The 18,205-nt window shown below is 64.3% G+C and carries 14 protein-coding genes and 1 pseudogene; 3 read left to right on the forward strand and 12 right to left on the reverse strand.

Annotated features, from left to right (window positions below; all coding sequences use genetic code 11):
• Nucleotides 1–5: 5 nt before the first annotated feature.
• The 7 genes from R2K23_RS03225 to R2K23_RS03255 all read right to left on the reverse strand — a co-directional run bounded on the left by R2K23_RS03225 (nucleotide 6) and on the right by R2K23_RS03255 (nucleotide 7,924).
• Complete coding sequence (locus R2K23_RS03225) at nucleotides 6–974, reverse strand: phosphate ABC transporter substrate-binding protein PstS family protein (RefSeq protein ID WP_316514211.1); 969 nt, start codon at nucleotides 972–974, stop codon at nucleotides 6–8.
• Nucleotides 975–1,223: 249 nt separating this feature from the next.
• Entirely contained in the window at nucleotides 1,224–1,886 is a 663-nt protein-coding gene (gene phoU, locus R2K23_RS03230) for a phosphate signaling complex protein PhoU (protein WP_316514212.1), read from the reverse strand.
• A 31-nt stretch (nucleotides 1,887–1,917) separates the two neighbouring features.
• Nucleotides 1,918–2,595 carry a phosphate signaling complex protein PhoU gene (phoU, locus tag R2K23_RS03235; RefSeq protein ID WP_316514214.1) on the reverse strand — a complete coding sequence of 226 codons (678 nt, stop codon included), beginning with the start codon at nucleotides 2,593–2,595 and terminating at the stop codon, nucleotides 1,918–1,920.
• 86 nt (nucleotides 2,596–2,681) lie between these two features.
• Nucleotides 2,682–4,850: an LCP family protein gene (locus R2K23_RS03240; protein WP_316514216.1), complete on the reverse strand. Its 2,169-nt coding sequence runs from the start codon at nucleotides 4,848–4,850 to the stop codon at nucleotides 2,682–2,684.
• 207 nt (nucleotides 4,851–5,057) lie between these two features.
• A complete protein-coding gene (gene dusB / locus R2K23_RS03245) occupies nucleotides 5,058–6,191 on the reverse strand; it encodes a tRNA dihydrouridine synthase DusB (RefSeq protein WP_316514218.1) in 1,134 nt (377 codons plus the stop codon).
• A 41-nt stretch (nucleotides 6,192–6,232) separates the two neighbouring features.
• The gene (locus R2K23_RS03250) at nucleotides 6,233–7,237 is read right to left on the reverse strand and encodes an acyl-ACP desaturase (RefSeq protein ID WP_316514220.1); all 1,005 of its coding nucleotides are present in this window, start codon (nucleotides 7,235–7,237) and stop codon (nucleotides 6,233–6,235) included.
• A gap of 81 nt (nucleotides 7,238–7,318) precedes the next feature.
• Nucleotides 7,319–7,924 carry a TetR/AcrR family transcriptional regulator gene (locus R2K23_RS03255; protein WP_316514222.1) on the reverse strand — a complete coding sequence of 202 codons (606 nt, stop codon included), beginning with the start codon at nucleotides 7,922–7,924 and terminating at the stop codon, nucleotides 7,319–7,321.
• A gap of 291 nt (nucleotides 7,925–8,215) precedes the next feature.
• Between R2K23_RS03255 and R2K23_RS03260 the strand changes: the two genes are divergently transcribed.
• Nucleotides 8,216–8,338, forward strand: coding sequence for a hypothetical protein (locus R2K23_RS03260; protein WP_316514224.1), 123 nt, complete (start codon nucleotides 8,216–8,218; stop codon nucleotides 8,336–8,338).
• A 56-nt stretch (nucleotides 8,339–8,394) separates the two neighbouring features.
• On the forward strand, nucleotides 8,395–9,453 hold the full coding sequence (locus R2K23_RS03265; RefSeq protein ID WP_316514226.1) for a serine/threonine-protein kinase: 1,059 nt from the start codon (nucleotides 8,395–8,397) through the stop codon (nucleotides 9,451–9,453).
• Between the two features lie 1,155 nt (nucleotides 9,454–10,608).
• Here R2K23_RS03265 and R2K23_RS03270 read toward each other — a convergent pair.
• The 5 genes and pseudogenes from R2K23_RS03270 to R2K23_RS03290 form a co-directional block, all read right to left on the reverse strand.
• Nucleotides 10,609–11,859, reverse strand: a complete 1,251-nt coding sequence (locus tag R2K23_RS03270) for an IS256 family transposase (protein WP_316514227.1) — start codon at nucleotides 11,857–11,859, stop codon at nucleotides 10,609–10,611.
• A gap of 391 nt (nucleotides 11,860–12,250) precedes the next feature.
• A pseudogene (locus R2K23_RS03275) lies at nucleotides 12,251–12,471 on the reverse strand (IS3-like element ISAar24 family transposase); the annotation flags it as partial.
• Between the two features lie 298 nt (nucleotides 12,472–12,769).
• Nucleotides 12,770–13,369 (reverse strand): urea carboxylase-associated family protein, encoded by a 600-nt coding sequence (locus R2K23_RS03280; protein WP_316514230.1) that lies wholly within the window; start codon nucleotides 13,367–13,369, stop codon nucleotides 12,770–12,772.
• Nucleotides 13,370–13,442: 73 nt separating this feature from the next.
• Nucleotides 13,443–14,075 (reverse strand): flavodoxin family protein, encoded by a 633-nt coding sequence (locus tag R2K23_RS03285; protein ID WP_316514232.1) that lies wholly within the window; start codon nucleotides 14,073–14,075, stop codon nucleotides 13,443–13,445.
• 846 nt (nucleotides 14,076–14,921) lie between these two features.
• Nucleotides 14,922–15,728, reverse strand: coding sequence for an IclR family transcriptional regulator (locus R2K23_RS03290; RefSeq protein WP_316514236.1), 807 nt, complete (start codon nucleotides 15,726–15,728; stop codon nucleotides 14,922–14,924).
• Between the two features lie 853 nt (nucleotides 15,729–16,581).
• Between R2K23_RS03290 and R2K23_RS03295 the strand changes: the two genes are divergently transcribed.
• Nucleotides 16,582–18,057 (forward strand): purine-cytosine permease family protein, encoded by a 1,476-nt coding sequence (locus R2K23_RS03295; RefSeq protein ID WP_316517034.1) that lies wholly within the window; start codon nucleotides 16,582–16,584, stop codon nucleotides 18,055–18,057.
• Nucleotides 18,058–18,205: the final 148 nt, after the last annotated feature.

Below are 18,205 nucleotides of genomic sequence, written 5' to 3' on the forward strand. Positions count from 1 at the left end.
TCTCGCTACTTCGCCGCGGCGAGTTCGTCGATCTTGGCGTGCGCCTCTTCCTTCTGCTCATCGGTGAGCGGAATGTAGGTGGCGGCCTCGGCGGCGACGTCGGAGTTGTCGATGTAGAACTTCATGAACTCCAGTACCTCGGGACGCTGCAGCGCCTTGTCGCTGGCGTAGACGAACAGCTCGCGACCCAGCGGGGTGTAGGTGCCGCTCTGGACCGTCTCGAGCGTGCCCGCGGTGCAGCCGTTGCCGCTGTCAACCTCGAGCGGCTTGACCTGGTCGCCGACCTCCTGGGTGAAGGAGTAGGGGATGAAGCCCATGGCGTTCGGATCGCCGGAGATGCCGGTGACCGCGGCGTTGTCGTCCTCGCCGATGTCGGTGTAGTTCTCGCGGATGACGCCCTCTTCGCCGTTGACGGCCTCGGTGAAGAAGTCGAACGTGCCGGAGTCGGTGCCGGGTCCGAACAGGTTGATCGGCTTGGACTTCCAGTCGTCGGGAAGATCGACGCCGGTGATGTCGCCCCAGGTGTTGACGGTGGATCCGGCGTTCCAGATCTGGGTGGCCTGCTCGAGCGTCACGCACTGCAGGGGGTTCGCCGGGTTGACGATCAGCGAGATGGCGTCGTTGGCGACGGTGATGCTGTCGTAGGCGATGCCGCTGGCCTCACAGGCCGCGATCTCGGACTCCTTGATCGAGCGCGAGGCGTCGTTCATGTCGGTCTCGCCGTTGCAGAACTTCTGGAATCCGCCGCCGGTGCCGGAGGTGCCCACGGTGACCCGCACGTTGCGGTTGTCCTCCTGGAACAGCTCGGCGATGGTCTCCGAGAGCGGCGCAACGGTGCTCGACCCGTCGATGAGGATGGTGCCGGACAGGGCGCCGTCCTCCGTGCTGTCGCCGCCGTTGTCACCGCCGCCGCAGCCCACGAGGAGCAGCGAGGCCGAGGCAGTGAGTGCGGCCGCTGAACGCCAGTTGCGCATGTCTCTCCGATCACTTCCGGGAGGTCCCGAGTCTTTGGATTTCTTGAGTACGGGCAAAACGTAGGAAAGACACGCGACCAGTCGGGGGATAGTGGATGAACGTCAGGTGAACAGCAACCACATTTCCCGATGGATCCGCGGCATGGCCCGCGCGGAAGAAGTATTCGGGTGACGCTGGTAACTGACCGGCCATGTGCCGTCGGAATGTCGTCCGCGTGCCCGCAACCGACGCCGTACCGGGGCCGGTCGTCAGGCCGGCGTCACGTCGCCCGGATAAGGCTCGCCCAGGACCTGGAAGTTGACGCGTCGACAGATCTCCACCGCGTGGTCGGCGAAGCGCTCGTAGAAGCGGCCCAGCATGGTGACGTCGATGGCCGACGGCACGCCGTGGCGCCACTCGCGGTCCATCACCATCACGAACAGGTGGGCGTGCAGGGCGTCCATCGCGTCGTCCTCGTCGTCGATCGACGTCGCCGTCTCGACATCCCGCATCAACAGGGCCTGCTGGGTGGCCCTGCCCAATTTCACTGCCACGCGGCCCATTTCGGCGAAGTCGCCCGCAACTTCGCCCGGGACGGCCACCTCCGGATGCCGGCGCACGGTGACGCGCGCAACGTGCTTGGCCAGCACGCCCATGCGTTCGATGTCGAAGACGTTCTGGATCGAGGTCACCACGGTGCGCAGGTCGCCGGCGACGGGCTGGTGGCGGACCAGCAGCACGAACGCCGATTCCTCCACGGCGACGCAGGCGGCAATGATCTGCTCGTGCTCGCTGATCACGCGCTCGGCGAGCACCAGGTCGGCGCGCAGCAGCGCCCGCGTCGCGGTCTCCATGGCGATCGTCGCGAGCCCGCAGATCTCCGCGATCGAGGCGGCCAGCGCGACGAGTTGTTCACGGTAGGAGGTCCGCACCATCACACCTTAGGTTTGCTTCCGGCGAAGGCTAATCGCGCCAGGTCTCCGGCGGAAGCTCCTCGTAGTCGGGAAGCTCGCCGGTGGCCATGAAGATGACCCGGCGGCCGATCTCCACCGCGTGGTCGGCAAAGCGCTCGTAGAAGCGGCTCAGCAGTGCCACATCCACCGCCGAGGCCACGCCGTGCTTCCATTCGCGGTCCATCAGGACGTTGAACAGGTGCCGGTGCAGGTCGTCCATCGCGTCGTCCTCGGCGCGGATCCGGGCGGCCTTGTCGATGTCGCCGGTCAGCAGGACCTCCTGCGCGGTGCGGCCCAATTCGACTGCGACCCTACCCATTTCGGAGAAGTACCCGTTGACCTCCTCGGGTAGCGCATGCACGGGGTGGCGGCGCCGCGCGATCTTGGCCACGTGCACGGCGAGCGCGCCCATCCGGTCGATGTCGGCGACCATCTGGATGGCCGAGACCACCGAGCGCAGGTCCCGGGCCACCGGCGCCTGCAGGGCCAGCAGCACGAAGGCGGCCTCTTCCGTGCGCGCGCTGTGCTCACCGAGCACGTCCTGATCGCTGATCACCTGCTCGGCCAGCACCAAGTCGGCCTGCAGCAATGCCTGGGTTGCGCGTTCCATCGCGGCACCGGCCAGCTCGCACATGGCGCCGAGCTGGTTGGTGAGGTCCTCGAGTTGGTCCTGGTACGCGGTACGCATGTACCAAGCCTAAGGGTTGGGCACCCCAAAGGGCACAACTGTGATGGTTAACGGCCGGTGAATGCGCTGCGCACCGGCTTTTCGGCCTATTCGCAGCTGACGTCGGCGCCGTTGGTGATGGTGAGGTCCTCGGGCAGATACGTCGGGGTGCTCTTCCTGTCGACGTGGGCCACGGTGACCGTCATCGGGGAGCCCGACGGCGGGGGCGGCAGCACCATCCCGTAATCGGGCCCGAGCACCACCTGGACTTCCTGACCGAGGCCGGTGACCCGCTCGATGCGGGGCTCGCCGAACGCCGCGGCGACAGTGGCGGCGGCGTGCTCGTTGCCGGGCGAGTACATCACCGTGGTCGCCGGCAGCGCCTCGGAGTAATCGTCCGGGGTGTCCACGACGAAGCCGTGCGCCTGCAGCTCGGCGCTGGCCGCCGAGCCAAGTCCGGCGATGCTCGTCGAGTTGGCGACGTGCACGCTGATCTCGTCCGGTTCGGTGGTCACCGCGTGGACGACTTCGGTTGTGGTGGCGGGCTCTTCGGTGCCGTCGGTCGCTGGGTCGGGTGCGGCGCTGGTGCCGGTGGCCGACGGTTCCGGCGTCTCGGCGAGCGCCGAGCTGTTGGTCATCGGGGCGATGGTCGCGTTCTGGTCGTTCTCGCCGGGCAGCGGGTCGTCGTCGATGATGGCGTCGAACAGCGCCCGGATGTCGGCGGTGCGGGGCTGCTCGTTGCCCCACTCGTCGGCGTACCCGGTGGTGGGGACGGTGACGAAGGTGATCCGCCCGGCGGAGACGCCCTGCAGCGACTGTCCGAGATCGACGAGGTCCTTGGTGCTCACGTTGTCCACCGAGCTGTCGTTGATGAACATGTTCACCACGTTGTTGAGCTTGCTCAGCGAGAAGAAGGTTTCCTTCGAGATCAGCGACCGCAGCAACGACGACAGGAACAGCTGCTGGCGTTTGATGCGGCCGTAATCGCCGTTGACCTCGGTGGTCACCTGGCGGGCCCGCACATAGTTCAGCGCGGTGGTCCCGTCGACCATCTGGCGGCCGGCCGTCGGCAGGATGGTGCCCAGCTCGTAGTCCTCGAGTGGGGTGGTGGTGCAGACCTCCACACCGCCCAGCGCGTCGACCATCTTCGCGAAACCGGCGAAGTCGACCGCCATGAACCGGTTGATGGACAGGCCGGACATCTTCTGGATGGCCTTGACCAGGCATTTGGGGCCGCCGAAGGCGTACGTCGAGTTCAGCTTGGTCTCGGTGTAGACCTCTTCGGGGCCGTAGGTGCCCGATGCCTCGTCGTAGATCGGGCCGTACTCGCCGGTGGACGCGTTCCACACATCGCACTGGATGGGGGTGATCGCCAGGTCGCGCGGAAACGACACGGCCACAACGCGTTCACGGTTGGCCGGGATGTTGACCAGGATGATGCTGTCCGAGCGGGCGCCGTCGGCGTCGGCGGTGTCGCCGGCACCCATGTCGCTGTTCTGGCCGTAGCGGCTGTCGACGCCGACGATCAGGAAGTTCTCGTCGCCGAACTGTGCGTTCGGGTCAAGGATGTCGCGCGAGTTGGGGTCCAGCGCCGCGATGTTGTTCATCCGGTTGTTCTTGCTGGTGGTCCACTGCCATGCGCCGCCGGTCACGACCAACGCCATCACAGCGAGCAACGCCGCCACAGCACGGCCGGCGTAGCGGACCGTCTTGCGGCGGCGGGAGTGCGGGTCATGGGGTGTCGTGGGACCGGTGGTGCGCCGTCCGATGTGGGCGGGTCGCACTCGTCCGGGGGGCGGGGCGGATACCGCCTCCAGCACCGTGGTGGCCGGTTCGTCGTCGAGGTCGGGGATCTCCGCGGCGTAGGCGGACAGCACGACGGTCGGCGGATCGTCCTCGACCGGCTCGTCGGGAACCTCGACCATGTCGACGACGTCGGTCAGCTCGGTCGCGTCGGCGACCTCGGCCAGGTCGGACTCGTCGGCGGCCTCGATCGCGTCGGCCAGGGCGGCGTCGTCGGCTGCCGGCTCGGGATCGTCGGCGGCCTGCTGCAATGCGGGGGGCACGTCGCCGGTGACCCGGGCGATCAGGTCCGCGACGGTGATCCCGTCGCGGGGATTACCGGCCCGGCCGCTGCGTGGCGCCGATTCCGGATCTGGTGTGCGCTCCCACGGCGCGGCGTCTGGCTTTGGCCGCGGAGTTCGGGTAATCCACTGGTTGTCACCGTGAGGCTCGGGCGCACGGCGACCAGGAGTGGCGTTCTCGCCGTCACTCATGTTCGTATCCGGTCTCCGACTCTCGTGAGCTCTTGCTCAGCGCACGCGCGCGTGCCGCCTCGCCCGTCTTTGTCGACGCTGACAAACACGGCTGCATGTATGTCTCTAGCAGTCCAAGTGGGTGCTGCGCTACTGGCAGCGATCTGGAACAGGTGCACACATCGTACTGAGACAACCTATGAGCGCTGGTGACGAGAGGATCTCGATTCAGCCACCGGAGTGCATAGCGTCGGCGCCCTCGGGGACCGTGCAGTCGTCCGGATCGTTCAGCCAGCCCTCGGGTAGCGACACCGACGCCGGTGAGCCCTGCCGCCCCCGCGGCCCGCTGCCGACCGGCGGGAACGGCGCGTCGGCGTCGAGCCGGCCCAGCAAATCGTCGAGTTCGGCACGGGTCTTGACCAAGGCCAGCGCCCGCCGCAGATCGGAGCCGACCGGGAAGCCGTGCAAATACCACGCGACGTGCTTGCGGATGTCCCGCATGCCCTTGTCCTCGCCGACATGGGCGGTCAGCAGTTCGCCGTGGCGGCGGACGATGTCGGCCACCTCGCCGAGGGTCGGTGGGGTGGGGATGGGACGGCCGGTGAAGGCCGCCGACAGCTCGGCGAACAGCCACGGGCGGCCCAGGCAGCCGCGGCCGATGACGACCCCGTCGCAGCCCGTGGTGGCCATCATGGTCAGGGCGTCGCTGGCCTCGAAGATGTCGCCATTGCCGAGCACCGGGATGCTTCGGACGTGCTGTTTGAGCTGGGCGATGCGGTCCCAGTCGGCGGCGCCCGAATAGCGCTGCGCTGCGGTGCGGGCATGGAGTGCCACCGCCGCGGCGCCCTCCTGCTCGGCGATCGCCCCGGCGTCCAGATACGTCAGGTGCTGGTCGTCGATGCCCACCCGGAACTTCACCGTCACCGGGATGTCGGTGCCCTCGGTGGCGCGGACGGCGGCCGCCACGATCTGGCCGAACAGTCGACGCTTGTAGGGCAGCGCGGCGCCACCGCCGCGCTTGGTGACCTTCGGAACCGGACAGCCGAAGTTCATGTCGATGTGGTCGGCCATGCCCTCGTCAGCAATCATCTTCGCGGCCGCGTAGGTGGTGTCCGGGTCCACGGTGTAGAGCTGCAGCGAGCGCGGCGACTCCTCCGGGGCGAACGTCGTCATGTGCATGGTCACCGGGTGGCGCTCGACGAGCGCGCGGGCGGTCACCATTTCACAGACGTACAGCCCGCTGACGGTGCCTACGCGAGCGAGTTCGAGCTCGCGGCACAGCGTGCGGAATGCGACATTTGTCACACCGGCCATCGGCGCCAGTACGACGGGGCTGGGCAGCGCGAACGGACCGATCCGCAAGGCGGATCGGTCCGGTGCGTGGTCCGCTTGGAGGCGGTCGGTCAGGAGGCCGCTGATGATGCCAGCGTCTTCTGCTTCGCGGCCTTCTTCTCGGCCACCTTGCGCTCGCGTTCGAGTCGGCGCTGCTTGGCGACCTCGAACTTCTCGCAGGTGTCCTCGAGTTCCTGGACCAGCAGGCCCAGCTCGTCGCGCAGCCGGGCGGCCTCGCCGGTGAAGTCCTCGCGTTCGAAGATGCGCCACTTCTTGAGCACCGGCATCACCACGTCGTCGAGGTGGATGCGCGGGTCGTAGACTCCGCCGACGGCGATGATGACGGCCTTGCGGCGGAAGTCCGGCACCGTGTAGCCGGGCATCCTGAAGTTGGTCAGCACGCGGTGCAGGGAGGTCATCGCCTGGTTGGGGGCGATGTCCAGGCCGGCGGCGCTGACGTCGCGGTAGAAGATCATGTGCAGGTTCTCGTCGGCGGAGACCCGCTGCAGCAGCTGGTCGGCCACCGGGTCGGCGCAGGCCTTGCCGGTGTTGCGGTGCGAGACTCGGGTGGCCAGCTCCTGGAACGACACGTACATCACCGAGTCGAACAGGCTCTCGGCGAACAGGTCGCCCTGCTGGTTCTGGCCCGGGGAGAAGCCGCGGGTGACCTGCTCCATGCGGGTGATCTCGAGTTCGACGGGGTCCACGGCGCGGGTGGCCAGCAGGTAGTCGCGCAGGGCGATGCCGTGGCGGTTCTCCTCGGCGGTCCACCGGTTGACCCAGAAACCCCACGGTCCGTCCATCGAGAAGTTCATCGCGATCTCGCGGTGATACGAGGGCAGGTTGTCCTCGGTGAGCAGGTTCTGCACCATCGCGGTGCGCGCCACCTCGGAGAGCTTCGACTCTTCCGGGTCCCACTCCTGACCGCCGAGGGCGTAGAAGTTCTTGCCGTCGGACCAGGGGACGTAGTCGTGCGGGTTCCAGTCCTTCGTCATCTTCATATGACGATTGATCTGCTGCTCGACTACGGGCTCAAGCTCATGCAGAAGCTGTAGGTCGGTCAGGTCTTGCGACACGACACCTCCCAGTTATCTGTATCTCGTGGTTGCATCAATATATCTGTGTACCCGAGTGACATCAAGTTTGTCCCGGGCCTGTCAGCCGTGATGTGCCGCACGCGAGGCGCCGGCGCTGCGGTCCAACAGCATGGCCACGCAGTAGTCGATGAACTGCTCCCGGGTGGTCGGCAACCGGCCGTTGAGATAGGCCACGAAAAGCGCCGTCAAGGCACCGATGAGGCTGGTGGCGGTCATGGCCTGGATCGCCGGGTCGGTGATGGTGGTCAGCTTGCGCTGCAGTAGTTCGATGAAGTTCGGCATCCACTCCGAGCCGCAAATCGCCAGCGCGGGTTCGGCCTCCGGGGCCAGCAGCAGGGCGCGGCCGCGCACCGGATCGTCGACCATCAGAGCAACGAAACGCTCCACCGCCTCGCGGGGCGTGGTCGCCGACATCAGCGCGGCCATCGCCTGCTGGCAAACTTCGGCGTAGACCGCGCGGACGAACTCGTCGCGGTCGGCGAAGCTCTCGTAGAAGTAGCGCTCGGTCAGGCCCGCCCCGCGGCAGACCGCCCGGACCGTCACGGTGGGACGGCCCTCTCCGCCCAACAGGGCAATGCCCGCGGCGAGCAGCGCGTCGCGGCGCTTGACCTGTCGGTCTTCCAGGGGCAACCCCGTCCAGCGGCGTTGGCGTTGACCCGTAGTCACATCACTCCTACATTCGACATCTGCTGACAACATCCGTGGTCAAACCTATCTCGACGGACGCGATCTTGCCGTGACTCAAGATACGACCGACGTATACCCGGTAGCCACCGAATCCCTGCATCCGGCTGCCCGGTTTCCCGCGACCAGATAGAGCCGCCGCGAAGCGGTTCGGATCCGACTCGCTGACCTGGAATGCGCTACCTCAAGGTGTGATCCGCCCCGGCGCGTTGGCGGAGCGGAACGGCCGATGCGTGGTCTGATGGAACCACGTCGGATCGACAGGGTGATTACATGACCACCGCATGGCTGATCGGAACTCCACTGGCAATCGCATACGCCATCCTGGTGCTCAAGGGTGTCGAGGCCGCGTGCCGAAGCTGGGAACGACGACGCCGCTACCACGACGGGCGTTGAGTCCCGACAAGGGCATCCGGGCCGTGCAGCGACCTTTGCCGATTACGGTGGAACCCATGTTCATCGCCCCCGAACTGCTCGGCGGCCGCTACGAGTTGCGGGGGACCCTCGGGCGGGGCGGCATGGCCGAGGTTCGGGAGGGCTTCGACACCCTGACCGGCCAATCGGTGGCGATCAAACTCCTGTACCCGGGCTTCGACACGCACCCGGACTACCTGCGCCGGTTCTGGGCCGAGGCGCACTCCGCGGCGGCGCTGCGCCACCCCAACATCGTCGCCGTCTACGGCAGCGGCGAACACCACGGCACCCCGTTCATCGTCATGGAACGGTTGCCCGGCAACAACCTCGGCGACCTGATCTCGCAAGGCCCCCTGCCGCCGGACTACGTCCGCAAGGTGCTCGACGACGTGCTGGCGGCGCTGTCGACCGCCCACGCCGCCGGGGTCCTGCATCGAGACATCAAGCCCGCCAACATCTTGTTCACCGCCGACGGGACCGCGCAGGTCGCCGACTTCGGCCTCGCCAAAGGTCCGGACACGCACCGCACCGACACCGGCCAGATCATGGGCACCATGGCCTACATGAGCCCGGAGCGGCTCGCCGGCAACCCGGCCACGGTCGCCGATGACCTGTACGCCGTGGGGGTGGTCGGCTGGGAAGCGCTGACCGGGCGCCGGGCCTTCCCCGAGGAAAACCTGGTCGCCCTCGCGCACGCCATCACCGAGAACCCGCCGCCGCCGGTCGCGGCGTTGCGGCCCGACGTCGCACCGCAATTGGCGGCCGTCGTGGACCGCGCGATGGCACGGGACGCCTCGCAGCGCTTCCCCAACGCCGAGGTGATGCGCGCCGAACTTGCCAACGTGTACGGGGATCCGGCCACCGGCCCCATCCCGATCGTCCCGCTGCCCGACCAGCCGGTGCCGCAGATGTGGAACCCGGCCACCATCCCGGTCGCCATCGCCGTGCCGCGGCGCAGCGGCCGGCTGATCGCGTTGATCGCGGTGGTGCTGATCGCGCTGGTGGTCGGCGTGGTCGCCTTTGTGCTCGGTGCGTCCACGCAGCGCAGCGCGGGGGTGTCCGGCGCCCCCGGCGGTGTGCCCACTGCCACCGGCTGAGAACGCGGGATCGCTTAGCCGCCATGGTCCAACCGGTGTGAATAACTACCAGGTTGGGTTCTGTTCCACGATCGGGTGTCGTTTCGGGTCTCGGAGGAAGGCGCCGCCGAGCTCCTCCCCGGGTTCCGTCGCACACCCGGCCCGTTCGCCTGCGCCGTAGCCGGGACGCGCCAAGCAACGTTCCGTAGGTGGCGGTCAACGTGCCCGCCCGACACCCGCACCACTCCACGTCCACGCCGACGACGCGGATCCCACAAGCCGTCCCACTGAGGTGCCGCCCGCAACGTTCCTCAACCGTTGAGTCGTCGGAGGCGAGTTAGGCCCGGCTTCAACTATTCGTATTTGGATCCAATTAAGGGATTAAACCGCGGCAATCTGCGGATATAGGAGATATTGTGAGACTAATGGATCCTATCTGCCGGGGATGCGTCAGGGTGGTCCGGTCTTTCCGGGGCCACTCGGCCGCCGCCCGGCGCGTCAAGCCAATCAACCAAGAAAGGGTGCCGTGTCATCTTGTCCGGATCACTGCGGGCCGCAGAGACTCATTCCGCGAGCCGATGATCCCTTCCACTGGGAACTGATCGTGTTCATGGTTAGCTGGGCCCCTTACGGCGGGCCAAGTGATGAAGACGCGCTACCAAGGTTCGGCATGAACTCCAAAGACCTCGCCACGCGCTTCAACGATGTGGTCCAAGCGCTAGCAAGAATGCGTAAGCATCTCAGTGAACAGCAACACGAGCTACTCCAGCGCGCACAACGGTTGTTGCCCTCGGACAGCCCAAGGAGTTGCTCCATCGACTCGCAATCGGCCGCGCGATCCGCGACAGGTATCGGGTTGTCACCGACGCAGGGACATTGGAGGCTGAGCAGAGGGCTCTGGCACTGGCGCGAAGATCGTCAAGACAACATGCGAAGCAGAAGCCGCGTGTGTGATCGAACAGATGGCGATGGCAAGTAGGGAAGCGTCCTCGCGCTGAAGGGGATTGGCTCCGAGCGGACCGGCGCTCCCGCAAGAGAGTCTGCCGCAAGATTGGGTGAGGCGATCACGCGCCCGGGCAGGCCGTGAGCGACAAGGAGACGGATAGTGCCCCTTGGGGTGGTGGACTTTGGATCGGCGTGGGTTCACGCGTGGTGATCAACGAGTCGTGGTGAATGCTAGGCGATTTGGCGTCGTTCGGGAACTGGTTCGCTCGCTGACTGGGCGGCGAGGTGTTTGGCGGCGATGACTTTGCGTAGCTCGGCCATGGACACCTCGGACAGGTAGCGGCGGGTGACCTGCCATTCGTCGTGGGCTTCGATGACCACCGCGGTGGCCAGCCGCAGGAACGCGGCCGGGTTGGGGAAGATCTCGACGACATCGGCGCGGCGTTTGATCTCCTTGTTCAGGCGCTCGATGGGGTTGTTCGACCAGATCTTCTGCCAGTGGGTACGGGGGAAGGCGGTGAATGCCAGCACGTCGGTTTTGGCCTCGTGCATCATGGCGGCCACCTTCGGAAAACTGGCGGCCAGGGTGTCGGCGACCTGATCCCACTGGGCAGCCACATCGGCGGGGTCGGTGTGGGCGAAGATCGTCTTGACCGCCGCGGTCACCGCTGGGGCGTGCTTGGCGGCGACGGCACCGTGCAGGTTGCGCATGAAATGCACCCTGCATCGCTGCCAGGAAGATCCGGCGAACTGCTGGGAGACTGCGGCCTTCAAACCGGCGTGGGCATCGGAGATCACCAGGTGCACCCCGGCCAGTCCGCGGGCCTTGAGCGAGGCCAGAAACTCGCGCCAGAACTCAAACGATTCGCTGTCACCCACGGCGGTCCCGAGGACTTCACGGGTGCCGTCGATGGAAACACCGGTGGCCACGACCAAAGCCTGGGAGACCACGTGAGCGCCGATGCGGACTTTGCAGAACGTGGCATCGCAGAACACATACGGAAACGTGGTGTGGGTCAGGCTGCGGGTGCGAAACGCATCGATGTCCTTATCGAGGCCGGCGCAGATGCGTGAGACCTCCGATTTGGAGACCCCGGAGCCGACGCCGAGGGCGGCGACGAGGTCATCGACGCTGCGGGTCGACACGCCGTGGACGTAGGCCTCCATGATCACCGCGTGCAGGGCCTTGTCGATGCGGCGACGGCGTTCCAACAGCGACGGGAAGAACGACCCAGCCCGCAGTTTGGGGATCTGGACCTCGATATCCCCAGAGGTGGTCGACACCGTCTTGGCCCGATGCCCATTGCGGTGAGTGGCCCGCCCGTCGCTGCGTTGGTAGCGGCCGGCGCCGATCACCTCGGTGGCCTCGGCCTCGATCAGCGCCTGCAGCCCGGCGCGGATCAGTTCGGCGAACACCGCCCCGGCATCGGCGGACTTGAGTGCATCGAGTTGGGAGAGCAAGGCAGAATGGTCCTGGGTCATCGCGTGGTGCGTCCTTTGCTTGAGTCACTTGGTAGGTAACTCATCGACCACTACGCGATGGCCCGCCCAAAAGCCCTCAACGACACACTGTCGTTCGGGTCGTCCGGGTCGTCCTCAGCTCCGAAACCCCACCACACCAAGGGACTTACCCAGGAGACGGTATCCGGACTCCGGATCATCACGGTGGCGTCGAACACGGTGTGGCGCACTGGGGCTCGACGGGTTCGGCGCCTGATGGGGTCCGAGGGCGGTGGCAAATGTGTTTCGATCGTCCCACCGTCGTCACGATTGCGGGCAACCCACACGACGTCCTCGTGAAACTCCGGGAGATACGGCCGGGGCACAATGAGTACCCAGTCCGCGCACTCTGGGAAAGTCAGCTACCAGCTCGACGCGGGTTCCATTTCTGGCGGCCGAGTAGGTCGATCTGCATCGAGGGCCAGAAGCTATCTCTCATGGCGTTGTCCGGTCCGTCACCGATCGATCCGAACGATGGAACCGTTGCCAGCAGACCGGATCTCCTCGCCGAAAGCCCAGGAGGTGAACTGAACTGGGTCCGTGATCGGCGTGGACGACGCCGCCGGGTGATGGGCGGTGATTGCGGATGGCCACCGGACCCCGGGGCTCACCCCGGAGTGGTGCGAGACCCCGGGGTCCGGACCACGCCCGATCACGTGGCCTTCAGCTGACTGCAATCCGCCGCATTCGATCCCTGAAGAACTCGAAGTGTTGTGCCCAAGGCGCGCTCGGAGTGTTCGGCCTTCTGACAACGACTTTCAGGAGCTCCGGGCCGGCCTGCCAAACCGTGTTCACCGCGTCTGACACGACTTGGCAGGGTTTGCCAGAAACCACCACTGCTAGGCGCATCGAGAGAAATCCAAGGCCCCCATAGACCGCTGAGTTCGTACCTCTAGGTGAGCTCTACGCGGACAGGCGACGGGCCTGCTCCGTTGCAGCATGTTTCCGCGGCCTCCGCGTCGTAGGAACATGAACTCACCGCCACAGTGCAGTCGACGAGTGCACGCAACGTGACTCCTTCGCCGGCCCGAGTCGGCGCCGGCCTCGAGATGACCAGGCCATCTGGCTGCGGGTACGTGTCTTGGAAGAGGTTGATTGGGGAGGGCAGCGTTTCGTACTCCAGCTCCATCTTGGCGAGCGCAGCCAACAGGTTGTCATTGCAGTTCCGATGCCCGGGCAAATCCATGCTCTCGAACCAATTTCGATTGCAGGCAGCGTACAAAAAGTCATGCACGCCCTTCGCATCGTCCGAAACGATCTCGAACATTGGCTGCTGCTTCGACGAGTAGAACTTGTCTCCGGGGTTCAATCGGATTCTCGGATAATTGAAAAGAATCGTCTCGCCCGGCGAACTGTACTCGGACGGATCTCCTTTCCGCACCGCAATGAAGTCCGCGACTTGCTGGCCTTCGACATCAACGACGCGCAGCAACTGACCCTGTGTCACCGTGAAGGCGACCGCGTCAGCCGGGGCAATCTGAATATTCACCATTTTTCGTCCACTTCTGCAGTTTGTTTTCTGGATTGCGATACAAAGACGCGCCGGGGGGCTTGCCGACAGGCGGCTATGCCCACACCTTGCCTGAGCGGTCGGTGTCCAACCGGAAATCAGTAACTCGGGTCGTAAAGAGATCCCGTCCCAATCGTTCGGCTCGGCTGACCGGGTCGGTTGGGTCGAGTCTCACTTCACCTCTACTGTTGCCCACTCCGATGACAGTGCCCACAAATTCTTGTCGCAGATGAATGCACGCTTCCTGGATCTGCGCAATCAGCCCAGCCGTGGCATTCGGGTAGCTCTCTTCGCACGAGATGAGGAGGCCAGTGCGCTTGTGAAGCAGGCGCGCCACGACATCGGCGTGCTCTGGATGGCTACGTGCCACATAGCAAAACATTCGATCGTAGAACAGCTTCAGCGCACTCGAAGGCCCGTACCAGTACAAAGGGGTAGCCAGAATCCAACCGTCGGCAGGCAGGACATGGTCGAACAGCAAGCTTCTGTAACTATCCTGAATTCCGCATTCTCCGGAGTCGTGACGGCAAACCCGGCAATCTCGGAACATCCCTGTCATGAAGTCGTCCAGATAGACGAAGTCCGCCTCATGGCCGGCGTCAGTCACGCCTTTCGCCGCGGCCTCGGCCAACGTGGCCGAGTTGCCCGTTCGGCGGGGGCTTGAGCTCACGATCAAGACCTTTTTCATTGTTCTTCGTTCCTCCTTGTTGAGATTCTTCGTGCGATGGTTAGGGGTAAGTGAATTGAAGCCTGGGTTCTGTCGATGACCGGATGGCGGCTCTCAGGTCTCCGGGGGCATTGAACTCGATTGGCATTGCATGTAGCCCTTCTGCAAGTTCGGCCGTTCAGCCGGGATGCGGGGTTCGATTCCGACTCCAGACGTTGCTCCGCCCCTGCGCGGACCGATCGGACACGATGGAGTCACAGTTTTGGATAGCTGTGATGAATCCAACAGCAACGTACTGGATCCATATCGGTTCGTCAACCGGACTGTGTGATGGATAAACGAGCGTGTTTGCCACTGAATGGATCCAACCGCAGCGTAGGCGCTGCGGCAGCCTCTTTGCCGAGACCGGTGACACCGGCCGGCTGGATCGCGATCTGCGCTACGCCAGCACGCTCATCTGAGCGCAGCGGTTCCACGACGGTTTCAACGGGATGTACGGCCGTCCTGGCATAGCCGTCGCCGTGGGCGCGGTGGGACATCCGCCGCATGCCTGCCGTATGAACGTCCTTTTTCTCGCGGCTGGTACGCCCGATGCCCAAGAGTCCAGCCGCTTGGTGGAGCTCGCCGGGGAGCATGGGGTGCACACTCGCCACGGCAAGCCCACCGCGTCGAAAATGAGCCGGTGCACCGACATCTCAGGAACGGGATGCATTGGTTTGACGCTCAGCCGCCGGCTCGAACCGTGACACCTCGATTGGCTGCGGTCCTCGGCGCCGTCCGCTTGTCGACTCGCAGTCAAAAACCTGGGGCCGGGTGGGCGACGTGGGCATGACGATCAGCGAGTAACGATGACGATGCACGCCCGCCTCAGCGGGTTATGCAGGGCGGCCACGAATTCTCGGACTCAAAGCCAAGCCGCCTGGAAATGCTCTTGGCTGCCTCGATGATGCGTTCGTGCACCTTCTCCGCCCCGTCTTGGAATACAACTGGTCGTGGGCCACTGAGGGAGATCGCGCCCCGCAGCCTCGGTACATGATCGAAAAACGGTGCCCCGATTGCCGCCATGCCAGGCACGACGTCGCCGTCGCTGGTTGCGACCCCCTCGCGGCGGATCTGTTCGAGATTTTGCTCAAGATCTGCCGCGTTGGACAGGCTGTCCTCGGTGAACTCGACGAGGGATTCGGCCACGTAGGCCTGATAAAACGGTTCCGGCTGAAACGCAAGCAGCGCGCGTGGTCCTGCCCCGATATGAAGAGGCAATGTCGTGCCCACCGTGATGGCCATCGATCTGACCCATCGGCCTCCGATTTCGGAGATGCAAAGCGCGTTGCTTCCCCTAGGGACCAATAGGAATACGGTCTCACCGGTGTCTGCGTGAAGCTGCCTCATCGCTTCTTCAGCGGCCGTCCGAACATCGAACGTCCGCGCCACGGCCGAGCCCAACTGGAAGAGCCGGACCCCTAGGCGATAGCGGCCTTGACTCGGTGCACTCTCCACCCAGCCGAGCTGCTGGAGCGTGCCGAGGAGGCGGTAGACCGTACTACGAGGTTCCTTCGCGAGCTCGGCAATCTCCACCGCAGACAAGTCCGAACGCTGTTCGAGCAGCTCAAGAATTGCACCGGCCTTCAGCAGCACATTCACAGACCCCTGCACTGCGGTGTGCTCCTTACCCATATTGCGGACATTAACAGGCCGGGCCGACCCGATCGGCGCGTCAACCACGCCATGTCTCGCTATACGGACATGACGACCGCATTGTGGTTGACGGATGTGATGCTCACGGACTAGCGTCTTCCTTGTGGCGTAGCTCACGCGGTTGGAGTGGGTCGCCCAAAAGTCTCTGGATGCTCCGACGGCTGAGTTTGCATCCCCAGGTTCCGCAAACGCAGCGACGATCGCCGGGCAAGCAGGCCGACAGCGCGGAAGAAACCATTGCAGCCGAATAGACCTCGTAGGGAGAAGCCTTGAGCCATGACCATCCTTAGTAGGAAAGCCTGGGCGCCTGCGCCGGAACCCCAGCTTCGACAACGGGTTCGAAACGAATAGCGCTGGTGCGCAACATCTTCAGTTCCGATCACGCCGGCGGTCGTCACCTGGCCGGCCAAATCGACCAGGTGGTTGCGCCAGAGATGCCCCTGGGGGCATCAGGTGGAAAAGGCCCCCCGGCAGCGACGCCGATCGTCACTGGTGTAGCTGGCCTGGAGTTCGTCCGTGCAGAGCGATCGGAAGTAGGCACTGGACGGGCTCGTCGCATCCACGAACGGCGTCATGTCCGCTGCTCAATTTCGCGACCAGTCAACACCTTCCGTGCCTGGCCGTTTCTTGCATGGCGACCAGGGCTGCTGGGCGCTGATAAGCGAGGTGATACCGCCGAGTGCGGTTAATGGATCCGCCAACCATGTCCGAGTCCCATCGCAGGTGGCCCTTGGTCTTGTCATGCCGCTTGCGCGGTTGGAACTCCGGCACCACCGCCTTCATCAGAAGGTGTAGCGAAGTTCAAAATTCGAAACTCATAGAGAGAGTGACGATGATCGAAGATACAAATCCCACTGAAACGGCACTCGCCGGCCCGTCAAGGGCGTCTCAAGTGATCATCGAGACGCGTTCCATAGACTACGTTCCGTTGACGGAACGCCGCGGCAAGGTGTGGCACCTTTCCACTATCTGGTTCACCGGAAACGTACACATACTTACGGTAGCGTTGGGATTCATCGGAATAGCGCTGGGCGCAAACCTCATTTGGACCGCGATAGCGATACTTACAGGCTGTGCGTTCGGCACGTTCTTCATGGCCTTTCATTCTGCCCAGGGGCCGCAGCTCGGGCTTCCGCAAATGGTGCAGTCGCGGCCGCAGTTTGGTTTCATGGGCGCCTTCTTGGTGTGGATAGTCGCGCTGATTATTTACGGTGGGTACGCTGCATCAATCCAGATCTTGGTTGGCGACACCCTTGAGGAAGTCATTGGACTGCCGACAACGATCGGATACTTCAGTATCGCGTTGATCGCGATACTGCTGGCAGTGATGGGCCACGACATCATCCATAAGGCGGCGAGGTACCTGGCCGTGCTAATGGTGGTCGTGCTCGCCATGTTCTCGATCGGGATAATCGTGGTCCAACCGTTTAGCGCGGAGGCGTTCGATATCCGCTCATTTTCTTTGGTGCCCTTTATGGTTCAGTTCTTCACTGCCGCGGCCTATCAGCTATCCTATTCAATATTCGTCTCGGATTATTCGCGCTATCTTCGGCCGGATGTCAGTGTGCCAGAGACGTTTTGGTGGACATACGCTGGTGCGGCGGTCAGTGGTGCGTGGATGATGCTGATGGGCGCTGCTGCAGCATGGTTGTTTCCATTGAATGACACCGTCGGCGCGATCATAGCCACGGGCGATGCGATTGTTTCCGGTTCCGGGAAAATACTGCTGATCGCGGCAGTTGTGCCCGCGTTCGCCGCTGGCGCCCTTTGCTTCTATGGCGGTAGCCTCACACTGCTGTCCTGTGCGGACTCGATTAAACAATTCCAACCGACCATGTTGAAACGCGTAGTCGCCCTGGTCTGCCTGGGAATAGTGACTACCGTCATCGCATATAGCGCGAGTGGCTCGTTTATAGCTTGGCTGGAGAATTTTCTGTTCGTTCTCGGATATTTGCTTACGCCATGGACGGCAATCAATTTGATCGACTTCTATGTCGTGCGTCGCGGCCACTATTCCATCCGAGAAATATTCAGCCCAAGGGGCATGTACGGGCGTTGGTCTTGGCGCGGCATCGCAGCCTATCTCATCGGTTTCGCGTCGATGCTCCCCTTTGCGGTCGTTGGCGACTTCCACGGCTTCTTCGCTCGACTTCTGGGCGGTGTAGACATCTCCATGCTGGTAGGTCTTGCGGTCTCTTCGGCCATCTATGTGTGGGCGTATCGAGGATTCGATCTCAGCACCGAAACGGAGCGCATTCGCGTAGCCGACATCGGGATCGACGCCGGTGCCACCCCGCAGTCGCCCTGATGGCACCCGAGGAATCGAACACACCGAACGGGTATCGAACCTGACGGGGTCTTGCGCTCTCTCGTCGCTGTGGGCCTGCGTTCCCGAATCACACTGGAATCAAAAGGGAGTGGCATTTTCCGCTGCCTGGCAGCCCCGGTTCGGATCC

Origin of the sequence: Mycolicibacterium sp. MU0050 (assembly GCF_963378085.1) — a bacterium.
GTDB lineage: Bacteria > Actinomycetota > Actinomycetes > Mycobacteriales > Mycobacteriaceae > Mycobacterium > Mycobacterium wendilense.

Coding starts and splice junctions, on each gene's coding strand:
- R2K23_RS03225 (WP_316514211.1), bottom strand. CDS start 974: ATGCGCAACTGGCGTTCAGCGGCCGCACTCACTGCCTCGGCCTCGCTG.
- phoU (WP_316514214.1), bottom strand. CDS start 2,595: ATGCGTACCGCGTACCAGGACCAACTCGAGGACCTCACCAACCAGCTC.
- R2K23_RS03240 (WP_316514216.1), bottom strand. CDS start 4,850: ATGAGTGACGGCGAGAACGCCACTCCTGGTCGCCGTGCGCCCGAGCCT.
- R2K23_RS03260 (WP_316514224.1), top strand. CDS start 8,216: ATGACCACCGCATGGCTGATCGGAACTCCACTGGCAATCGCATACGCC.
- R2K23_RS03265 (WP_316514226.1), top strand. CDS start 8,395: ATGTTCATCGCCCCCGAACTGCTCGGCGGCCGCTACGAGTTGCGGGGG.
- R2K23_RS03270 (WP_316514227.1), bottom strand. CDS start 11,859: ATGACCCAGGACCATTCTGCCTTGCTCTCCCAACTCGATGCACTCAAG.
- R2K23_RS03280 (WP_316514230.1), bottom strand. CDS start 13,369: ATGGTGAATATTCAGATTGCCCCGGCTGACGCGGTCGCCTTCACGGTG.
- R2K23_RS03285 (WP_316514232.1), bottom strand. CDS start 14,075: ATGAAAAAGGTCTTGATCGTGAGCTCAAGCCCCCGCCGAACGGGCAAC.
- R2K23_RS03290 (WP_316514236.1), bottom strand. CDS start 15,728: ATGGGTAAGGAGCACACCGCAGTGCAGGGGTCTGTGAATGTGCTGCTG.
- R2K23_RS03295 (WP_316517034.1), top strand. CDS start 16,582: ATGATCGAAGATACAAATCCCACTGAAACGGCACTCGCCGGCCCGTCA.